A 22,095-nucleotide genomic window follows, 5' to 3' on the forward strand; every position below is an offset into this window, starting at 1 on the left:
ATAACTCTATATTTTATTTACCGTAAAACGTATAGGTTTCCCCGGCTTTCATCGGCACATCGTATTCGTAATATTTCGGAAGTTTTATCTTTTCTAGTTTTACTGAATTATTAACAATAGGTTCTTTTACGGTTACTTCATAAAAGAACGGATTATCATTTTTGCCTTTGGCTTTTCTTAAACCTGTTCCTCGTAAAGGCGATTCTAAACGTAATCGGCAATTACCATCTTTTGAAGCTGTAATTTTTAATTCCGATACCCTGTTACTATTCCAGCTCATATCCAGTTCGTAACCACCTCTGGTTTTTAATCCTTTTATTGCCCCCTCTTTCCAAACGGAAGGCAAGGCTGGTAATAACTGAATCGCGCCTTCGTGACTTTGCATTAACATTTCGGCAATACCAGCAGTACATCCAAAATTTCCATCAATTTGAAATGGTTGATGCGCATCTAACATATTCGGGTAGGTTCCTCCTCCCTTTCTCTGTTCAGGAGTTACTAAGTGCAACTGATCTTGTAATAACTTGTAGGCATGGTCGCCATCTAACAAACGCGCCCATAAATTCACTTTCCAGCCCATAGACCACCCTGTAGATTCGTCGCCTCTAAACTCTAATGAGGTTTTAGCCGCCTGAAATAATTCCGGTGTTCTATTTGGTGAAATTTGATTACTTGGGAATAGTCCGTACAAATGTGACACGTGACGGTGATGATCTTCCGGGTCGTCCCAATCGATTAGCCATTCCTGTAATTGTCCATATTGTCCAATTTGCATTGGTGCCATTTTATCTAAAGCTATTTGAAGTTCTTTAGCAAACCCTTTATCTTCTGAAAGGATATCGGTGGCACGCATAATGTTTGTAAACAAGTCGAAAATTAACTGATTATCCATAGTCGTTCCTGCAGTAATCGTCGATTTTCCATCTTCGCCACCATGGGTGTTTTCAGGAGAATTTGAAGGCACAATCACTAAATATCCAGAATTAGGATCGGTAATCATGAAATCTAAAAAGAACTGTGCTGCCCCTTTCATAATCGGGAAAATCTCCTTTAAATACTCGGTATCTCCCGTGTACAAATAACGCTCCCATAAATCCTGACATAACCAGGCTCCACCTGTTGGCCACATACCCGATGCCGCCATATCGATTGGTCCAGTTATACGCCAGATATCAGTATTGTGGTGCAATACCCAACCGTTAGCGTTGTACATAATTTTTGCGGTTTCTTTACCAGTTTCAGCAACTTCTCTTGCCAGCTGAATAAACGGCTCGTGCATTTCAGAAAGATTTGTTAATTCCGAAGGCCAGTAATTCATTTCGGCATTAATATTCATGGTATATTTACTTTCCCATGGTGGAAATAACATATCATTCCAGATCCCTTGTAAGTTTGCTGGTTGTCCTCCCGGTTGTGAACAAGATATTAACAAATAACGTCCAAATTGAAAATATAACGCTGCCAATTCCGGATCGAACTGACTGTCGAATTTCTTAATTCTGATTTCGGTTGGATCGTTAGCAACTTTACTTTTTCCTAAATCTAAAGACACTCGATTGAAAAACTTTTGATAGTATTTAACATGAGCCTCCTTTATGGTTTGAAAATCTTTCGTGATGGCTTTATCTAAAAACCCTTTACTCTTCGCAATATAATCGGCTGAAATATCTTTGTAGTTTACAAAATTGGTCGCGATAGAAATATAAAGTGTTACTTCATTCGCCTTTTCTACACTAATAATTCCGTTTTTCACTGACACTTGTCCGCCATCATGCTTAGCCGTCATGCGCCCCTGAAACTTCACTTTTCCTCTGGTGCCTTCAACCGTGCTTGTTTCTCCAGCTAAAGTGATTTGATTATCTTCAGTGGTTGTTAAGGTTTTATCAAACGGACTGTTCATAAAGGTGTTGAAGGTAATCATGCCCGGTTTGTTTGCCGATAACTTAACCACAATAACATCATCTCCAAAGGCCGTTAAAATTTCACGCGTATACTCAACACCATCCACCGTGTATTTCACTTTGGCCGTTGCGTTTTCAATATTTAAATCGCGGTAATAATTGGAGTAATTCTGATGCCCAGGAAACGATACATACACGCTTCCGAAAGTTTGGTAAGGCATCCCGTTATTGGTTTGCGATCGGATATCGGATGTTGCTAAATCCTGAGCTTCTTTATAGCGTCCTTCAAAAATTAACTGACGTACTTTTGGCAAAGCCACCAACGCTTTTTCGTGTGCATTACTGTTTGGCGAACCTGCCCAAATGGTTTCTTCGTTTAACTGTAAACGCTCCACCGCAGGGTCTCCAAAAACCATGGCACCTAAACGACCATTACCTAAAGGCAAGGCCTCGTTCCAGATTTCGGCTGGCTTATCGTACCAAAGTTTCAATTCATTTTGTCCCGACACTTTTAGCATTCCAAAAAGGAAAACCAACACAAGACTTTTTAATATTATATTATTTCGATTCATAAACTCTTTCATTTTTTTCTCCAAACAATTCATACAATGCTTCAATATCTTTTATGGCGTTTTTTGGTAAGTTTTCAGGGTTATTTCCAAACACATAAAGGTTTTCATAAGGTTCAACAGTTACCGTTGATTCATCAATGTCTCCTTTTTTATCGGATACCTTTTTCAAATTCAATTTCAAATATTTCGCCATAAACGGATACATCGCCATACGTTTTGACTCCTTGTAATTATGTCCTTCTTTTGGAAAATGTGCATTTTCAACTAAGTTTTCCTTACCATAAAATTCATAAATACGTTTCACAAAAGGATACTCCAATTCGGGTGTATTATTCGTCCAGTCACCACCATCGGAAACTAACAATTGTGCTTTTGGAGCCGCTATGGCAGCTATTTCAACATTATTGGTTCCCTTGCCACATAAATGAATTCCGCGACCACTCTCGCAAGGACAACCTCCAGAATGGTAAGACGATACCATAACCACAGGTACCGATACGGTAATTCTATCGTCAAGCGCCGCTAAAAATACCGTTTGCGATCCGCCACCCGAACCTCCGGTAACACCTACGCGAGACATATCGGCTTGTTTTATAGTCGACACATAATCCAACAAGCGCATACCTGTTAGCACCTGAACAGTTGAGGCGATACTGTTTCTATGATATTTTGAATCGAATTGCAACTGACATTCATCCCAAGCAAACAAATCGTAATTCACGACAATGGCACCCATTTTTGCCAACATCGCACAACGAATTTGCTCGCTTTCGCGGAAACGACCATCACCAAAATGTCCGTTAGGCGACACAACTACAGCTGCCTTTTTAGGCATTGGATGTGGTTTATAAATCGATCCGGTAGCATAAACACCCGGTAATATTTCTAAACCAATGTTTTCAACCGTGTAACCCTTATACTTTCTTTTTTTTGTTAAAATAGGTTTGGAATCGGGCATGACTGGCGCTTTATCCAATCCGAAAGCTGAAAACATACACGCTTTCAATTCAGATTTACGTGCTTCCCAAGATGCTAAATCAGGACTTAAAGATTCTAAATACTTAAGACGCTCCGCGCCTTTTTCTTCTGTTAACTTATGATATTGAAACTTCTTAATTTTATAAGTAACGTTGCTTTGCTTTACAGCAGACAGGTTAAATGGACTCAACACATTGGCGAAAGTCACTTCAAGATTGGTGGCATCAATTTTCCATTGGGCGTAATCGAGTTCTTTATCTTTTAGTAATCCATCGTTATCTATAATTTCAATATGAAATACAGACTGAATGGTTTTTACTGTTTCGGTTAAAGCTTGTTTAAAATTCGTATCAGACGTTTGCGCATGCCCTTTCGGCAACATGAAACATGCTACAAAAAACAGAACAAACTCTATGTTTTTTAATTTCATCATTATTTTTTGCAAACTATATTATACACCCCAGAACCGACTAAATAAGTTGGTCTGTTGTGCTCTACATTCGACTTTTTAAAATCCTTTCCATTCACTTCAATATGCATTGACAAATCAACCGGCAAGGTAATAGTCGCAGTGGTATTGGCAGGCACTTCCACTTTAAAAGTAATTTCTTCATCTGACACATGCCACTCTGAAACAATCTTACCGTAAAGCGACTCGTAACTCGCTTTTACAAAGGTCATATCGCCAACAATTTCTGGCTCAATAAAGAAATGTTTAAATCCAGGATACTCCATATCTGGTGTAATTCCAGCTAAACTGGTATAAAACCATTCTTCAATTTGTCCCATCATGAAATGGTTCCATGAATTCCCTTTTCTTGGATCCCATTGTTCTGTTAATGTGGTTAACCCGAATTTTATCTGAAACCCGTAACCAGGAGTATCATAGTGGTTATTCATTTGGTACATGGCTTCGTTTTCACCATTTCTTGCCAAGGCTTCAAATAAATAGCGGTTACCAACATCACCGGTAGTTAAGCGGTAGCCTCTGTTTTTGATATCAGCCAATAAATTGTCCATAACTGCTTGCTTATACTGTGGCTCAACAATATCCATAAACACAGAAACGGCATTACTAAACTGACTTCCCGTACCGTATTGCTTAGTTTCTAAATTGAAAAACTCATTATTATAAGCCGTTTTAATATCCTGAGTTAAGGCTTCGTATTTCGCAATATCTTCGGTTTTATTCAAATGCTTAGCTGCTTTTGCAAACAAGTACGCCGCATAGTAGTAGTGACTTGTCGCCGATAAAGCTATCGGGCTGTTTTTAGAGTAGCCGGCAGCATGCTCACCATAATCGTACCAATCACCTAAACCATGAGACACAATGTAATTATCGGATGTACTTGTTAGGTAATCGACGTACTTTTTCATCACGTCGTAGTACTCACGAATTAAGGAATCGTCACCATAATATTCGTAATACATCCATGGTAAAATAACTCCTGATGCACCCCATTCCGGAGAATCGGTAAAATCGCCACCAAACACCACATATTCCGGTGCGATAGTTGGTATTAAACCATTATCACGTTGTGCGTCTTCAATATTTCGCATGATGGTTGGGAAATAAGCTTTCATATTGTAATTAAACATTAAGCCTGGTCCGTTAAGATGTGCTTCTTCCAACCAACCTAATTTCTCACGATGCGGACAATCGGTTAATACCGCCTGAAAATTACTTTTTATAGCATTGTTAATCAATTCGTGTGCCTTATTGAAAATCTCGTTTGAACTATCAAACGAACCAATTTCACCAGCCGAATTATAGATGAAATTCGATTTTAAATCCACCAAAGTGGGTAAACTATCTACTTTGATTTCTTTATAATTGATATTTTCAATCTGAATATATTGATAACCATAATAACTAAATTTAGGCTGCCAGGTTTCAGTACCTTCACCCTTTAGGGTATAATCGTAGTAATATGGTTTCCCTGAACGCCCTTGACTAATGGTTCCATCTTCTTTTAAACCTTCACCAACCCAAACACGAACCGTTTGCCCCTGTTTTCCTTTTACAGAAATAGTTGGAAAACCAGACAGGTTTTGCCCCATATTAAACACATAGGTGTTTGGAGCAACTTCATTAAATTCTTTAACGTCGTATTGTTTTTGAATGGTTACTGGAGGAGCTATTTGCGCTTTCAACTCACCTTTTGGTGCTTCCTGAATAACAACCGGATTCCAGTTCGTAGCATCGAAGTTTGGCGTGTTCCATCCGTTTTGTTCTAAATTCGCATCGTAATCTTCGCCACCAAACATTCCGTTATAAGTAATCGGACTTAGGCTATATTTCCAACTTTCATCTGAATTTACAATAGTTTCGGAACCATCTTCAAAAGTCAGCTTCATTTTAAAGAATAAAGTCGGAGGACCAAAACTCACAAAAAACTTGGTATAGCGTCCTTGTACTGTATTGTACATTCCGTTTCCTAATAAAACCCCTACAACATTATCGCCTTTATTTAACGACTCTGAAGGAATTTCGTAAGTATTATAATTTACCGATTTATCGTAATCAGTCCATAATGGCGCAAACTCACTATTTCCGATTTTTTCACCGTTAATACTTAACTCGTAATGACCAAGACCTGACACAAAAACCACTGCTTCTTTAATGGTTTTATCAACATTGAAAGGCTTGCGAAGCAAAATACTTTTACGCGCTAAAGAATCGGACGCATTAATGATGCTATCGCGTCTGGATCTTTTTATAATTGCCGTATGATAATGTCTGCCTTCCGGTAAATGGCTATCGGCTTTTGTAACCGCACCAATCCATGTTGGATTTAAACTTGAAGCTTCTGGCACTGTTCTAAAAAAAGCTACAGAACTCCAGTCTGTAGTTTTATTATTGTTTATCCAAACCTTTACTTTCCAATAGTATTTCGTTTCAGCATTTAAGGGTTTTGCTATAGTTACCAACTGACTTTGATCTGAATCTACCTTTCCGCTATCCCAGATATCGGCAACATCATTCTTTAAATTTTCTTCGGAAGACGCCACTAAAACCTGATAAGCCTGCTGAGTTACATTGCGTAATTCCGGAGCCTTAATCTGCCAGCTCAATCGTGGTTTAGTCGATTCAACTGCCAATGGGTTTTCAGCCATTTCACAGGTTAAATCAGACAAAAATACGGATGCCTTGTTTGATGGTTTACAGGCTGTAAACACCAAAACAAATAAAACTATAGCTTTTAATACCTTCAATTTATTGCTTTTTAGTGATTAATGATTGTATGTGAAATACCGCTTCTTTAATTGGTAAACCGGTATTTGGTAAATCGTCGTAATCTTCTCTATCGGCAGGTGTATCCGGATTTGGAAAATGGCGCTGCTCGCCGGTACGGAACATGATGCGTTCGATACCATCGGCAGGTGCATAAAATATTTGGCGAGATTCTTTGCCTCCATTTACACTTACCGTATATGAACGTGAGGTTGTGTCTAAAATCACCTTAATTGTATAGGTTTTTCCAGCTTCATATTCTGAAATCGTTCTGAAACGTGACCCTGCTTTAGTTTTTAAAATCCCGTCGTTATCGAATACCAAACGAATAGATGGCAACCCGGTTTTATTCTGGAATTCAACCTGAAGTAACCCGTGATCGTTTTGCTCAGGCGTTACTGTAAATTCTGCTTCCATTTTTTGAGCGAATGGAATCACACGATCTACTCGCGCATAATCAAACGGATCGTGGTCACGAAGGGTTAACGTTTTTTGGTTATTTGCTTTTTCAATTTCGGCTGAAGCCCAAGATAAATTATACACATTCCAAAGGTCTAATTCTTTACCGTCTTCTAAATTGTTAAACACGTCGTTAACATCGCTATCAACAGAACTCTTTACTGGAACCGGAACCGATGCCACCCAGATATCTTCTTTATTCACACTATAACTCACCCATAATTTACCATCGTCAGGTGTTCCGTTATTTTCGGTAATACCACGAACATATTGTGGGCCATACGACTTATAATTTCCGCCATAACGCATTGGTGTGATTTCACCATGAACCAATAATAAATCGGTATAATTTAAACCATCATCACTGGTCGAAATGGCTAATGGCCAACGGTATTCTGAAGGATTATAAACTGTAGCGTAACGTCCGTCACTGGTTTTTTGTCCCCAGATTTTCGCATTACTATTTACAAATCCAGGCGCTCTTAACGGACGGTACTCCCAACTTTTTCCACCATCTTTACTGATTGAGGTTAAAGCATGTTTCCATAACCCAACCACATTTCCGTTAGGCAAATGGTAATAACTAAAAGCCTTGTATTGCTTTTGAAGCGGAATTAAAGGATCGTCTCTATCGGCCTCTTCAACCCATTGCTGCATTTGTAAAGGTTGCGATAATAATTCTTCACAAGCTTTTTTGAACCCTCTGTCTTTGCTCTTTTTATAAAATGGAAAATTAGTATTCGATTCGTTCCATCCGTGGTTATAACGAATAAAGTGAATAGGTCCTAAACTACCATCTTTGTAAATTTCACGAATGACACGCCCAATACCCTTTCCGTCATTCGGACTGTCTTTTTCATCCATGGAAATACCGTAAAACGCCAAAGTAAAAAAACGATTATCTGAAGACGTAAAAAAGCCCATACGCTGGTGCATGGTTGCTGTTAAATTTTTAGCTACACCTTCTACACCTTCCTTCGTGTAACCATCAGGAATGTTGTAAATAGGAAAAACGACTTCCGGAAAACTCCAGTTTTCTCCATCTTCAGAATGCATTAAAAACGTCTGACTTGGAGGAATATGCTCCCCGACAGGGTCACTTAAATAATTTAAGTAAAACTTACCATTCCAATACGCCATGTTCGTGGCGTGATTATACGTCCAACCAAAACCATCGGCTTTATTTGGATGCTCACGGCTGGCACGCATAATCTGTGTGGCGTGCACCCCAACAGCCAAAGGCAATTGTCCGTGATGATAATCGACATTTGATAATGTGTTCCCGACATAACGTATGGTGTCTTGCTGTGCCGAAACGATTGCCGTTCCACTTGCCAACAACAAAGCCACTGCTAAAAATATATTACGTTTCATGTGTTTATTTTCTATTTTATGAGATGCTGAAATAAATTCAGCATGACAACAATTTTTATTTTTTATTCTTTTCTTCAATTAAACCATTCAATACTTTTTGAGAAATAGTTGTAATGGTTCCGTGTTTGTGTCCTTCAGGCAAACTGATTTCCTCAGATACATCTTCAAACGTTTTAAAATCTGAAGTCTTTACTGCTTTAAAGTTTTTCTCTCCGTAATTATCGTAATAGATCAACCAGTCGTTTTTTAATTTTAACACCGTTGGACCTTCCGATAAATGTCCTGAAAATGGTTCCGTTATATTTGTAAATGGACCAATTGGCGAGGTTCCAAAACCGACTTCAATATCGCGTCTTGGCCTGGTATTATCTTTTATAATTAAAGCATAATCGTCTTTACCTTTCTTAACAATAACACAATCAATCACGCTAAAACCAGGATCTAAAAACAACTTCGTATCTGAAAAGGTTTTAAAATCTTTAGTCGTTACATAATACATGCGATGATTATTATCTTCTGCCTCTACACCCTTCTCAAAACGGTAAGGAATAGTCGATGCCCAAATAATGATGTACTGATCTTGCTCGTCGTCATAAAAAATTTCAGGTGCCCAGACATTAACAACGGTTGGTTCATGTTTCATCACCGGAATGTATTGCTGTTCACTCCAGTTGATTAAATCTTTAGAACTGGCATAACCAAAACCATTGCCACCTTTCCAGTCGGTAGTCCAAACCATGTGATAGGTATCATCCTTTCCACAAACAATTGAAGGATCGCGCATGATTTTACTATCTCCAGCTTCAGGATTTAAATAAGGCCCTTTAAGGTCTTTCCAATGATAACCGTCTTCGCTGTAGGCTAAATACAGACCTTCGGTTGCCGGTTCTCTAAACGACGTAAACAGATAAATGCCTTTTTTAGGCGCACAGTTAAATACCGTAGCTAAAAGCAGTATGAACAGCAGTTTTTTCATCTTTTAGTTTTAGTTGTAAGCTCATACCTTAAACTTCAGGCATGAGCTATTATAATTATTGCCGATTAATCGACTTTTAATTTCACTTTTAATTCCTTTCCTGTTTTTAAAGGTGTTTTCACGTTTTCAAAAACATTGTTTTTTAAGAATACACTTTTCGTATCTTTTCCGTCAACTTCAACATACACATCGGTTGGTTGCATTGGGAAATTATTATTCAACAACACATTCGATACATTATTCAATTTCACAACAGGTGTATCTTTTAATGGTGCTTGTGTTGACACGTGATCTAAAATAATGTTGCTGGACTCTTCAACTTTAAAAGCCGAACCAATAGTGGTATTTACTTTTACATCGTGAAATTCAATATCGCGCGCTGTAGTCACTGAAAATCCTTGTTCTGCTTCAACATTGATATTTGTAAACGATAAATTATGAATTGGCATTTCAGGAATACCAATGACGCGACCAGCTGTGTTAACATTCGTAGCCGTTACATTACTAATATGAATGTTTCTAAAAATTGGTGTACGCTCAGTAACTGGTTCTTCAACCGTATTTTTATCATAAAATAAGTTGAACATAAACGCTTCCTTTTGAATATTGTTCATAACCACATTACTCACGCGAATATCTTCAACAACACCACCACGACCACGAGCTGCTTTTAAACGGATTCCTCTATCTGTGCCATCGAAGACACAGTTAGCAATGGTAATTTTTTTGATGCTTCCAGACATTTCACTTCCAATAACCACACCACCGTGACCGCTAAGCATGGTACAATTTGTAATGGTAACGTTTTCGGTTGGCGTTGCCCATTTTCTACCATCGGCATCACGACCCGATTTAATGGTAATACAATCGTCACCTACACTAATATGGCAGTTTGAAATGCGCACATTACTACATGAGGTCGGGTTTATACCATCGGTGTTTGGAGAATACGGATTGTAAATTGATACATTATCTATAGTAATGTTATTACAAAACGCCGGGTTAATCGTCCAGAATGGTGAATTTTGAATAGTTACCCCTTCGATAGTGATATCTTCACATTTAAACGCTTGAAATAACGGTGGACGGTGAAACAAGTAGCTTCTCGTACGCTTGTAATAATCGGCCGTTTGAATATGCCCGTTAGCTTCCTCGGTCATTTTTTGATATTTGGTCGGCTCTAATTTTTCTTTAGCCGACTCAATACGCCAGATTTCTTCCCACCAGGCACGTCCTTGACCATCGATAGTTCCACGACCAGTAATGGTAATATTTTTAGCATCGCGAGCATGTAATAATGGTTTGAAGGTTTGAATTACAGTACCTTCCCAACGTACTTCTACGAATGGTAAATAGTGATCAAAATTGGTTGAAAACTTGACTAAGGCTCCTGCTTCAACATGTAAAACAATATTACTTTTTAAGGTTAAAGGCCCGGTTAAATATTCCCCGGCAGGGAAATAAACAGTACCTCCTCCAAATTCCGAAGCTTTATCGATAGCGTCTTGAATGGCTTCAGTACATAATTCGCCTTTATTATTTCCACCATGTTCTAAAATATTAAACCAGCCATTGTTTGCCCAACCCATAGTTGAAACTAAAACACAAAGTATTAAAACTAACTTTTTCATTATATCTTATTTTTTAGTTGTTAAAACTAATACCCAATCGTTACCTTCATGCTCTTCACCTGGTGCATCAAAATCTAAAACACCTTCATTTTTTAACGTTCCAACAGCTGTTGTTTCGCCAGTTGATGGGTTAAACCAAGACGCTTCTACTTCATCTCCTTCAATAACACCCATATTGGCTTTAATGGTTCGCCCGCTATAGGTGTAAAATAAAACATAATCGTTTCCTCTTGTTGCGGCGATATAACCGTATTTTTCACCTTGATTAGCTACTAAAGTAGGATCAGGAATACGGTTAAAATAATCGAATTTCAACATTAAATCTTTTAGGTGAACCATTTGCCCTGCTCCCGGATCGTTTAAGGCATCAACCCAATACGTTTTACTTCCGTAAGCTTCTGGGATTTTATGATTGGCATGCATCTGCATGATGTGATTGTTTCCGTAGGTGAATCCTGCTGCACCGGCAAACACCGACCAATAGGCGTAACGACGTAAATCGTTATCTTTCCAAAGAGGTTGTAAGGTATCGTGCAACCCTTGAGGAATTCCTTCGTACGAAGGCTCACCATCTAAAGTTGGTTTTGCAGGTTTTAAATTGAAATCAACATTTACGAATTTATAATTATCTTCTCCGTAATTTCGCTCAGTATCATCCTGATCGTAACGACGGTGACCTGATTGGAACATATTAAAATCTAACCAGCTTTCGTTATGAAAATTATCAGAAGAATCGGTACGACCACGAGGATGGAAAGTAACCATTCGCTTCGGATTTTTTGCTTTTAGAATGCTTCCTATGGCGTTCCATAATTCAGTGTTTTCATTACCAAAGGTATCACCTCCAACTAACCAAATAATGTTATCGCGATCTTGAAAACGCTCTGCTAAAAAGTTGGCATACGCCTTAGCTTGTTCGATAGAAACTTCTCCTGCTGTAACTGGCGAACCCCAAACAGGCACCATTCCTAAGTACAAATCGTTTTCTTTAGCCACATCTAAAGCATAATCGACATGGTCCCAAAAATCGTAAGCTTCTTCATTATTAAAATCATTCCCTTTGGTTACTAAAGGTTTCGATAAATCTTTCTTTACTAATGCGGAATCGCCATAAACATTGGCCACTCCTAAAGAATGAATCGTCATGATTTGAATGACGTTGTATCCTTTATCTTTTCGGTCTTTAAAGTAGGTTTGAAATTCTTCACGTTTTAGTTTATTAAAAGCTAACCAACCGGTATCTCCTAACCAGAAAAATGGCTTACCATCTTCGGTTTGAAAATAATGTCCATTTTCTGAAACCTCAATATTCGGCATATTTGCCTCGGCTATGACTTCTTCTTCTACTTTCTTCTCCTGATTTCCTTTACAAGAAACCATGACTGCTATCACTCCTAAAATAGATAACCCCCTAAATAGTTTTGTTGTTCGCTTTTTCATCTTTTATGTAATTATTTCTTTCTTATGTAAACTACTAATTCTGCTTTGTTCGGTTGTGGTGCTTTTAGATTATGCCTCGATCTACCTTTAATATTGGTTTTAGCAATAACTTCTCCGTTACCTGAATCAATCCAATACACTTCAAACTTACCGCTGTAATCATTTAAATCGATTTCCACAGTTTCACCATGTCTCAAATAATGTAAATAAGCCCTTCCTGCATCTTCTATAGTCCAGACAGTACTATTTAAATCTTGAGAGGAATTAACCTGCATTTGGGTTAAATCCTGATAAAAACCGTCGATATTGATAAATGGAATATTAGGTAACGAACCGCCTGCCATTAATACCGGCCAGCCAAATCGAGGTGCTGCCATAGTGGAATACAACACCACTTTATTAGGATAAGCTTCGCGATATTCGCGTACCGCACGATAAATTTGTTCTTCGGTTTCCTTACCGGTTTTCATTTTACGTGCATGCTGACGTGGTGCTAAATTTTTACCGCCTTCAGGAGCATACGCAGTCCCATCTTGTCTGTAATGCCAGTAACGAATATCGATTAAGTCGACAATATTAACTCTGGATGCATCTTGTAAAATGGCATCCTGAACATCTTTAGTGGCACTCAACCCTATAATTCCTGTTTTTCCGGTTACATCTTCCCATTTTTTTACTTCATCTAACCAAAATTCCATAAAATGAAGTGGTCCCGTATATTCTGCACTGGTGAACTGAATCACATTACTGTTATCTGCGAAGTTCTCTAAAGATTTTCTAATAAAGCCTTCGTGAAGTTTTCTTCTGTTCTCATTGGTGACATCATAGAACTGTTCCGCCATAAAAATACGCTTATCGCCTGCATATGGTGGTGGCTCAGGAAACCCGGTGCCATTAACATTGTTTATAGAACGCCAAGGTGAACTCGACCAGTGTGCCCCTGCTTCTATGATGTTATGCTGAAAATACTGCTGATTAATTAATAACTGTCCGTTAGCTTCGGCTAAATCTGCAAAGCGGTCTAAGCGATTCCAGTACCAATCGTTGAATTTTGTTAAATCGTATTTACTTAATTGATCCCAAGCTAATCCTTCTCCGGTTCTTGCAAAAGGCTGTTCGTAAAACGGAGGCCATACATCGGCATCTATTCTGCGGGTACGCTCGTGATCGTCCATACGACGTTCGTACCACAACCCGTAGTTATGCTCTAAAGCAACAATATTATTTTGTTTAAAATATGCTGTAACCTCATTTAAGTTATCAGTAAATCCAGTTCCCGTACACCCAGGAACAAAACGTGTTACATGGGGTTTTGAATTGTTAAGGTCATGTTTTCTTAAACTTCCACGCCACCATTGCACATTTTGTTGATTCCCGGCAATAAATTTACCGTTAAAGGTTAGTTTTCCTTTAACAATTTTTACGGAACCTTTCTCTAAAGCATTCTCTTTAGATTTCAGTTTTAAATCGTTTACCGATTTTAATTTTAAAGCCTCAACTGGAATTGGATTTGCTTCAGACGATTTTTGAATCCATTGCGGCATGCTCATTACCGGAATCAAGGCTTCCTGAGTTAACACCTGAGCTTCATCTACGGTCGGACTTGATGTTGGTTCTGAACCCATATCGTAAACAAACGGATTCATAGGCAGCTTTTCCAGACGGTTTTCTAATTGCGCATAGAATAAACTTCTTGGCGTAATATGATTATTCACATCTTTCCAATGCCCATTTCCGCCCATAATGCCTCCCCAAGTACCAAATGCCCAGTTTTGAGCTGTTGGCGGACTATAATTTAATATTTTTGAAGCTGAAGTTTCCCAGAACACACTATTTGCTGCTGTCCAACCTGCCCCGCGTCCAGTTTGCTCTCGATTTTCATAATTAATACCTTCACCATCTACGTAAGACACATCAAACAAGACTCCTGTAGCCCAGGAACCAATTGCGCCGCTATTACTATAAGGCAAGTATGAATGACATTGTACGAAGGCATTTGGTCCTGTAGTTCCGAAACCACCAACGGCAAAATCGTTATAACCGTATTCGGAATAACAACGTTGAAATAAGGTTTGTTGTCCTTCGGTATAAAACGTATGTCTTCTAAATGCTGCTATTTCTGAAACAGGCTCAGTAGCAATACAATCTTCAACCGTAATTTGCTGCGCGGTTTTTAAAATAGCTATAGCTCCACCAGCAAAATGCTTAAAGTTAACCTGACGTACCCAGGCATTTTTTACATTCGCTAAACTAATACCAAACCAACGATGCTCTTCATCTTTCTCGTTTGCAGGATTAAAAGCAGATTGCATGTTAATATTTTCGACACCTACATTTTCAATTCTGCCTGTCCAAGAATATTTAATAACTTCCGGCTTGCCGTAAGTATCATCTAAAGTCATGGTTAGAGGAGCATTTAACGTCACTTCATTACCATTAATATTTTTTACAACGCGGTTCCAGGTAATGTCCCAATCGCGGGTTTTCCATCCTATCCAACCGGTTTCTGCTCCAAAGAAATTCATACCCAAAGTCTTTATCCAATTATCGGTTAAAGGCTGACGGATAACAATCTTATCGGAAACTTTTAATTTTGAAATCTTTTCTAATTGAATTTTTTGAGCACCAAGTGGTGTGTATGTCGTTTTAAACACTAACGTATCTGCATAGGTTCGGTTATCTTCGCCTAGAACACTTACTAAAGCTTCACGTTTTAAGCCGGTTCCTAACAACACCGTTTCGTCGTCTTCGTTACCACTTCCGCGGAGCACAACTCCTGAGGTTTTTAAATATAATGTTCCGTTAAGCTTAAAAGTGCCTTTATCTAAAAGTACGGCACCACGGAACCCGTTGGCATCCGGTTTTAACTGACTTACATAATCAATCGCTGCCTGAATTCTTTTTGTAGCATCTTCGGTTTGATTAGGCACAAAAATTTTAGCATCGACCGTTGGAATCGCCTTTTCAGACGCCATATACCCAGCATAAGAGAAATCAGGTATCTGATTCCCTAAGCTATCGGCAACATGCTGCACCTTTCCATTTTTATCTTTTATGATATCCGGAAAGGACGCCTGAGCAAGCACAAAATTAGACACTAAACATATCGCTAAACTCGACAAAAGGACTTTACCCTGAAGATAAAGCCCTGTATTTTTTAACCCAATAAAATTCATTATGAATCTGCTATTTTATTGTAACAATCTTTCTGATAAGGTATCGACATTATTTTCAGATTTTTTCCAATCTACTTTTTTAGTCGGATCGATACCATTGATGTATTTTTCAATATTTGTATATCCATCACCGTTTAAATCCTGATTGGCATCAGAAGCATCTTTAGGATTTAAACCATATTTTTTCTCCCATTTATCTGAGATCCCATCGCCATCTGAATCTTTATAAGCTTTCCCTTTATACTCCGGGTAACCACCAACCTGATCTGGATGTGTGATGATGCCTTTTTTATAAGAATCGGCTGGTAATCTTCTATTGATAAATTCTTTTCCAATGGTATTTTCAAGACCATCCTTGTATTCCACATTACCGGTTCTAACCGTTTTAATTACACGCTCATCAACCGCATCACGTTTTGGTAACGTTGCACCTACATGATTTAACACATAATCGTAAGCTTCATCGGCTTCCATAATGGTTACATTAGCCATCGGAAATGCTTTAGACTGCTTGATTAAATCCAGATAATACTGTTCTTTATTATCTGCTTCACCTTCTAACTGCACACCACCATTCCAGTTATCTTTTGTTACTTCCGGTGTTCCTTCCGTAATGTTTCCAGCTACATAAGCACGACCAAAAGCTTTGGGTTGTTTATATCCTGATTCCGGTTTTAAGATTCGATAACGTATCGGTTTATCAATTGGAGTAATAGGGCCTGGTTTGAAATAATTATTAACAATATTGAACATAGAGCGGTAATCACCACCATCTAAAGAACGGTTCCACCAGTTAAATAATACGTTGTTAACAAAGTTAAAACTACCATACATACCAATTGAAGGATTTCTGGAAATATTATTAGCCCATAAGTTACGAATAAACGTGCTATTTAACCCACCAATAGTACTACCAAATGCATGATTATACGTATCTAAACCTTCTGACGAAATGGTATTTTGAATGGTTACATTTACAGCCGGCATTTTTTCTAATCTCGACTTTTCGTTTGCCTGAAACTGGTGTCTGTATAACGATATATTTTCATCTAACCCCCAACTCACCGAACAGTGATCAATAATCACATTACCAATTACATTTCCTCCAAGTGCATCATCCCTACGAGTTACATCGGTAGCACCACGACGGAAACGCATGTAACGGATAATGATATCGTGCGTATCTAAAAGAATAGATTCGCCTGCTACACAAATACCATCACCAGGAGCTGTTTGTCCAGCAATAGTAATATATGGTGCACGAACACTAATTGGCTTTTCAAGCTGAATAATTCCAGCCACATTAAACACAACTGTTCTTGAACCCACAGCCTCTAGCGCTTCACGTAAAGTCCCTGGTCCGCTATCAGCTAAACTGGTTACCACAAATATTTTTCCACCGCGACCACCTTGCGTAAATGCGCCACCACCTTCGGCTCCTGGAAAGGCAGGAATTTCTGCCTGAACTAAATCTGCAGGGTAAGCAGCCCAAGGAATATAAGGCTTTCCTTGTTTAGCATCTGCTTCAATAATGTGATAGTTTTTCTGCCAAATATCATCAAGTCTTTTATCTTCTAAAGCCAAAACTGAATCGGTTTTAGCTTGAAGTTCATGAGGAATTTCAGGGTATTGCGCCTGAGCCGTTTTAACCAATGAACAAAAAGACACCACTGTAAGTGCATATTTTAGTGCCTTATTTTTAGTTATGCTGTACATACTGATATTTAGTTTTTAGTTTAATATTTTATTGGAAAGCTTATTTTTTCTTAGCTTCCTCGATGCGTTTGTACCAACCATCTCGCTCCTTTTCCAGATCGTAACCACGAGCTGATAGGTAATTATTGATTCTTCCTTTATACTTACCAAACCAAGCGTGTTTCTCTTTAGAAGAGCCCCCATCCATCGCATGCTCTCTTGCTTCTTTCAGATTATTATAGATATAATCTTGCTCTTCTTTTGTTAGGCTAGGAATCATTTCAAGGAAGGCCGCATAGGTTTTAGGTAGTACCCCATAAGTCATGCCATCTTTAACACCATCAACTTGTTCTTCTGTTAATTCTGAAGACAACTGCTTTACATAAGATTTGTGTAATTTATTGATAGCTTTTTCAGACTTCGATTTTACTTTTTCAATCTTTTTGTTTTGTTTCTCTTTAGAAAGCTCACTCTTTTTAAGGTCTTCAATCTTAGCATCACGCCCATCCTGAAGTTTACTTAAATTTTGATATTGTTTAGCAATAATTTCGGTAACCACTGCTTCTTTAACCTCATCATTTAATTCTAATCCATTCACAATTTTCGCTCCGCGCTCTTTAGTAACTTTAATGTATTCCGGATCTAAATACTGCTGAGCTGATACTGTTCCAAAAGCTAATGCAAAAAACAACACTACTTTGCTTAATCGTTTAATCAACATATGTCTTTAGTTTAATTATTACTGTTTATTTTAGTAGTTAACGAAGCCTATTTTAATAGCGGCTTCGTTAACGTTTCTTTATTGTTTTTAAGATCTTTCCAGTCTGCTTTCTTCTTCGGATTGATTCCGTTGATATATGACTCGATATTTGTATAACCATCGTTATTTTTATCTTCCTTACAATCTGAATAATCATTAGGATCTAAACCGTATTTTTCTTCCCATGCATCTGGCATACCATCTTTATCAGTATCAACATAAGGCGTACCTTTGTATTCCGGGTATCCACCAACCTGAGCGATATCAGTAATAATTCCGTGTTTGTACGAATCCTTTGCTAATCGACGGTGCTTAAAGTGATAGAATGAATCAGGATCTAAACCTTCAACGTATTCCGGTTTTCCTGTTTTAACTGTTCTAACAATACGTTGATCAACCACATCACGAATTGGAAGTGTTGCTCCTACATGTTCGGTTACGTAATCAAAGGCTTCATCCGCATCCATAATTTCTCTTATCCAAGGCATAGGAAATGGTCTGCTTGCATTCATATAAGCGAAATATGGTTTAGCGCCTTCAAAATCTAATAACTCGCCATCTTTACCTTCAATCTGAACGCCTCCAGCCCAGTTATCGTTAGTAATTTTTTCGTTATTTTCAACAATGTTACCTTTTACATAAGCACGACCATAAACCATAGTATCTAATTTACTTCTACCTGCCTCAGGTTTTAAAATACGGTAACTTACTGGCTGATCAAGAGGCGTTAAAGGCCCTGGCTTAAAGTAGTTATTAACAATATTATATTTAGCCGTGTAGTCACCACCATCAACTGAACGGTGTACCCAGTTAAACATTACGTTGTTAACAAAGTTAAAGATTCCGTTCCAACCTATAGAAGGGTTTCTTCCTGCATTATTCGCCCACATATTTCTCATGAATGAACAATTTTCACCACCCAAAGTACTTCCAAAAGCATGGTTATAAGTATCTAAAGCTTCCCCGAACAAACTATTTTGAATAGTAATATTTACAGTTGGTTTCTTTTCATCTTTATAATCGGCACCAGGACTATACATGTGTCTGTAAATAGACATATTTTCATCTAACCCCCAAGTTGCAGAGATGTGATCTAACATAATGTTTCCCACAGGATTTCCTCCAATAGCATCATCACGACGACCAACAAATGTATCTCCTCTTCGGAAACGCATGTGACGGATAATAACATCGTGCGTATCAATCCATACGGTTTCTCCGGCTACACAAATACCATCACCAGGAGCTGTTTGCCCTGCAATGGTAATGTAAGGTGCACGAATAATTAGTGGTGTTTTTAATTTAATGATTCCTGCTACATTGAAAACAATCGTTCTTGCTCCACCTTTCTCACAAGCTTCACGAAGTGAACCTGGTCCGTCATCAGCAAGACTGGTTACTGTGTAAACTTCACCACCGCGACCACCGTAAGTATACATTCCGCCACCTTCTGCTCCTGGGAAAGCTGGAATTTCCGCCTGTGGTAAATCTGTTGGTCTACCCGCCCACGGAATATACGGTTTACCTTCTCTAGCCTCCTTTTGAACTATAATTTTAGCTTTCTCCCAAGCTTCATCAGAATGCTTGTAGGCTTCAGCTTTTATTGCGGCTTCTTTAGCTCTATCATCATCGGTTAGTTTTGGGTATTGCGCATAGGCATTACCCATAATTAGTGATAGAGTTAATAAAATAAAATGACTCTTTTTCATTATTAGTTTTCTTGAGTTATTATACAATTTATGTAACAAACTTACTCTTCACGAGCAGTTAGTGTTTTTTAGACACTTATATTGTATAAAGGTTTAATTCATCTAGAAAAAAAATACCTGTATTTTTTCAACAAACACAGGTATTTTCAAAGATTTTAATATTCAGGTTTATATAAGTGTCACTGACTCTTAAATATACAAATTAATCCTGATAGTTAAAAGTTCCTTCACTTCCTGTTGCATCCAACCACCCTATGGTTTGTTCTAACCAAGGATTAAGACTTAACACATCGGTTTTTAACCCCATGATGTAATAACGTTGCTTCCAATCTATGCTAACTTCCACATTATTAACATTATCAAGTGGAGTTTCTAAATCTTCTAAAACAAAATTATTAGTATAGATGGTTGCTAAATTTTGAATTTGGTTTTCAAAATCTGCTGCATCCGGATCTACCACAACTCCGTCTCTAACAGTAGCCAATGGATCATCTGAAGTCACCACACCTCCATTATACTGTAAATAATGACCGGTACGATTAGTTCCATTTAAAGGCGTAACCCCTAAATCGGCACAGGTTGTATTGTTAACAGACGCATCATCATTATACAACATCCAACGCTGTACATCCCAAAAACGTTTTCCTTCATAAGCTAACTCAACCTGACGTTCGTATAAACACGCTTTAAATGCCTCAAGCTTACTTGAAAGAGTTCCTATTCCGTAATTGTTTGCTGAAGGAATACCTACACGTTGTCTTACTTTACCAATATAAGCTGTAGCGTTTGCAATATCGTTTACTCCTGCATAAGCCTCGGCTATATTTAGTAATAATTCGGCATATCTATACTCAAAAATATCTGTTCCAGAATTTTGGAAGTTATCTTCGCTTTCTTCAATGTTCGACATTTTTCTGACGAATGCCGGACTAGACACTTGATTATTATCACTAAAATAAGCTCTCTCAATTTCATCATCACCAATACCTAACCAACGGTAAGCCCAAACACTTTGATCTTGATTATCTTTGTACCCCCATTTGTTTCCTGAAAAAGAAAAGGTTCTGTAAAATCTTGGATCACGATCTACGAAGAATAAAAAGTCATCATACCCGTTAGCCACGGTTGGTTTAGATCCATCTGCCATAGGAAATAAATCAATCATTTCTTTAGGCGCAGATAATCCGCCACTTCCTGATTGACTCGATAACCTAACACTGTTCTCCCAACTATTATTTATAATATTTGAACTATTACCACTTCCTAACAACTGTACAGTAATTGCTTCTGAACAGAACGAATTATCGATAGTAAACATATCTTGCCAGTCTTTTGCTGAGTTACCATATAGCCCATACCCATCTGCTGTTAGCTGAACTTCAGCTGCTAAACCAGCGTCTAAAGCTGCTTGCCAACGCTCAACTGAAGTGTCCCAAGATGTATTAAATAATGGGCTAGCGTAAGTTAATAACACTCTGGCCTTTTGCGCTAAAGCGGCTCCTCTGGTAAAACGCCCATAATCTGATGGAGACCAGCTACCTGGCAATAAACTAGCAGCCATATCCAAATCTTCAACAATTTGTGATACAACTTCAGACACACTAGCTCTAGGTAATTTAATACTTTCATCGGTTGAACTAGCATCCTGTACTTCAGTCACTAAAGGAACGCCTCCATAAACACGCATTAAATCGAAATACTGTATCGCTCTTAAATAATACATCTGACCTTTTGCAGTAGCGCGATAATCTTCATCTAAATCAGCTCCTTTAACATCTATTTCTTCTAAAAAACTGTTAATGTCTCTAATTCTGTGATACGGCTCATTCTTTACTTTTGCTTCTAATTTAGTCCCGTAATATCCAGAACCATCGTTAGCCATTTTATATTCTACAGTAGGATTAATAAGGTCTTGCATTCCTCCAATTTCCTCAGTTAATCGAGAATAGGTTTGTGTATAAGACCCGACTAAAGTTGACAAAGGACTTGTATACGACCCAAAGTAATCGTAATACACATTATTAATGTACCAATCTACACGTTCTTGACTTTCATAGAATGTGTCGTCATACTTTCCAAAAACCCCTTTTTCCTCTAAAAAATCATCACTACAAGACACACTTACCATTAGTAATAATGCCCATGCGATATATATGTTTATTTTCGTTTTCATAATTCTTCTCATGTTA

General features: G+C 38.1%; 12 protein-coding genes. All 12 read right to left on the reverse strand.

The features are described 5' to 3' along the window. Positions 1 to 13 precede the first annotated feature (13 nt). A complete protein-coding gene (locus RBH94_RS03405; RefSeq protein ID WP_307882367.1) occupies positions 14 to 2,473 on the reverse strand; it encodes a glycoside hydrolase family 95 protein in 2,460 nt (819 codons plus the stop codon). Further along, the gene (locus RBH94_RS03410) at positions 2,460 to 3,884 is read right to left on the reverse strand and encodes an acetylxylan esterase (protein ID WP_307882368.1); all 1,425 of its coding nucleotides are present in this window, start codon (positions 3,882 to 3,884) and stop codon (positions 2,460 to 2,462) included. The genes RBH94_RS03405 and RBH94_RS03410 overlap by 14 nt, the downstream gene beginning before the upstream one ends. Next, positions 3,884 to 6,667: a glycoside hydrolase family 78 protein gene (locus tag RBH94_RS03415; protein ID WP_307882369.1), complete on the reverse strand. Its 2,784-nt coding sequence runs from the start codon at positions 6,665 to 6,667 to the stop codon at positions 3,884 to 3,886. Before RBH94_RS03415 ends, RBH94_RS03410 begins: the two co-directional genes overlap by 1 nt. 1 nt (position 6,668) lies before the next feature. Then, positions 6,669 to 8,519, reverse strand: a complete 1,851-nt coding sequence (locus tag RBH94_RS03420; RefSeq protein ID WP_307882370.1) for an exo-alpha-sialidase — start codon at positions 8,517 to 8,519, stop codon at positions 6,669 to 6,671. A gap of 55 nt (positions 8,520 to 8,574) precedes the next feature. Next, positions 8,575 to 9,495, reverse strand: coding sequence for a glycoside hydrolase family 43 protein (locus tag RBH94_RS03425; RefSeq protein WP_307882371.1), 921 nt, complete (start codon positions 9,493 to 9,495; stop codon positions 8,575 to 8,577). 65 nt (positions 9,496 to 9,560) lie between these two features. Continuing rightward, complete coding sequence (locus RBH94_RS03430; protein ID WP_307882372.1) at positions 9,561 to 11,126, reverse strand: glycoside hydrolase family 28 protein; 1,566 nt, start codon at positions 11,124 to 11,126, stop codon at positions 9,561 to 9,563. A 6-nt stretch (positions 11,127 to 11,132) separates the two neighbouring features. Beyond that, the gene (locus RBH94_RS03435; protein ID WP_307882373.1) at positions 11,133 to 12,566 is read right to left on the reverse strand and encodes a glycoside hydrolase family 140 protein; all 1,434 of its coding nucleotides are present in this window, start codon (positions 12,564 to 12,566) and stop codon (positions 11,133 to 11,135) included. 11 nt (positions 12,567 to 12,577) lie between these two features. Then, positions 12,578 to 15,742, reverse strand: coding sequence for a DUF6298 domain-containing protein (locus RBH94_RS03440; RefSeq protein WP_307882374.1), 3,165 nt, complete (start codon positions 15,740 to 15,742; stop codon positions 12,578 to 12,580). 15 nt (positions 15,743 to 15,757) lie between these two features. Then, the gene (locus tag RBH94_RS03445) at positions 15,758 to 17,458 is read right to left on the reverse strand and encodes a polysaccharide lyase (RefSeq protein WP_307882375.1); all 1,701 of its coding nucleotides are present in this window, start codon (positions 17,456 to 17,458) and stop codon (positions 15,758 to 15,760) included. A gap of 40 nt (positions 17,459 to 17,498) precedes the next feature. Beyond that, positions 17,499 to 18,158: a DUF3826 domain-containing protein gene (locus RBH94_RS03450; protein WP_307882376.1), complete on the reverse strand. Its 660-nt coding sequence runs from the start codon at positions 18,156 to 18,158 to the stop codon at positions 17,499 to 17,501. A 47-nt stretch (positions 18,159 to 18,205) separates the two neighbouring features. Further along, the gene (locus RBH94_RS03455; protein ID WP_307882377.1) at positions 18,206 to 19,906 is read right to left on the reverse strand and encodes a polysaccharide lyase family 1 protein; all 1,701 of its coding nucleotides are present in this window, start codon (positions 19,904 to 19,906) and stop codon (positions 18,206 to 18,208) included. Between the two features lie 202 nt (positions 19,907 to 20,108). Further along, positions 20,109 to 22,079, reverse strand: a complete 1,971-nt coding sequence (locus tag RBH94_RS03460) for a RagB/SusD family nutrient uptake outer membrane protein (protein WP_307882378.1) — start codon at positions 22,077 to 22,079, stop codon at positions 20,109 to 20,111. Positions 22,080 to 22,095: the final 16 nt, after the last annotated feature.

It is taken from the genome of Aestuariibaculum sp. YM273, from assembly GCF_030908365.1.
Lineage (GTDB): Bacteria > Bacteroidota > Bacteroidia > Flavobacteriales > Flavobacteriaceae > Aestuariibaculum > Aestuariibaculum marinum.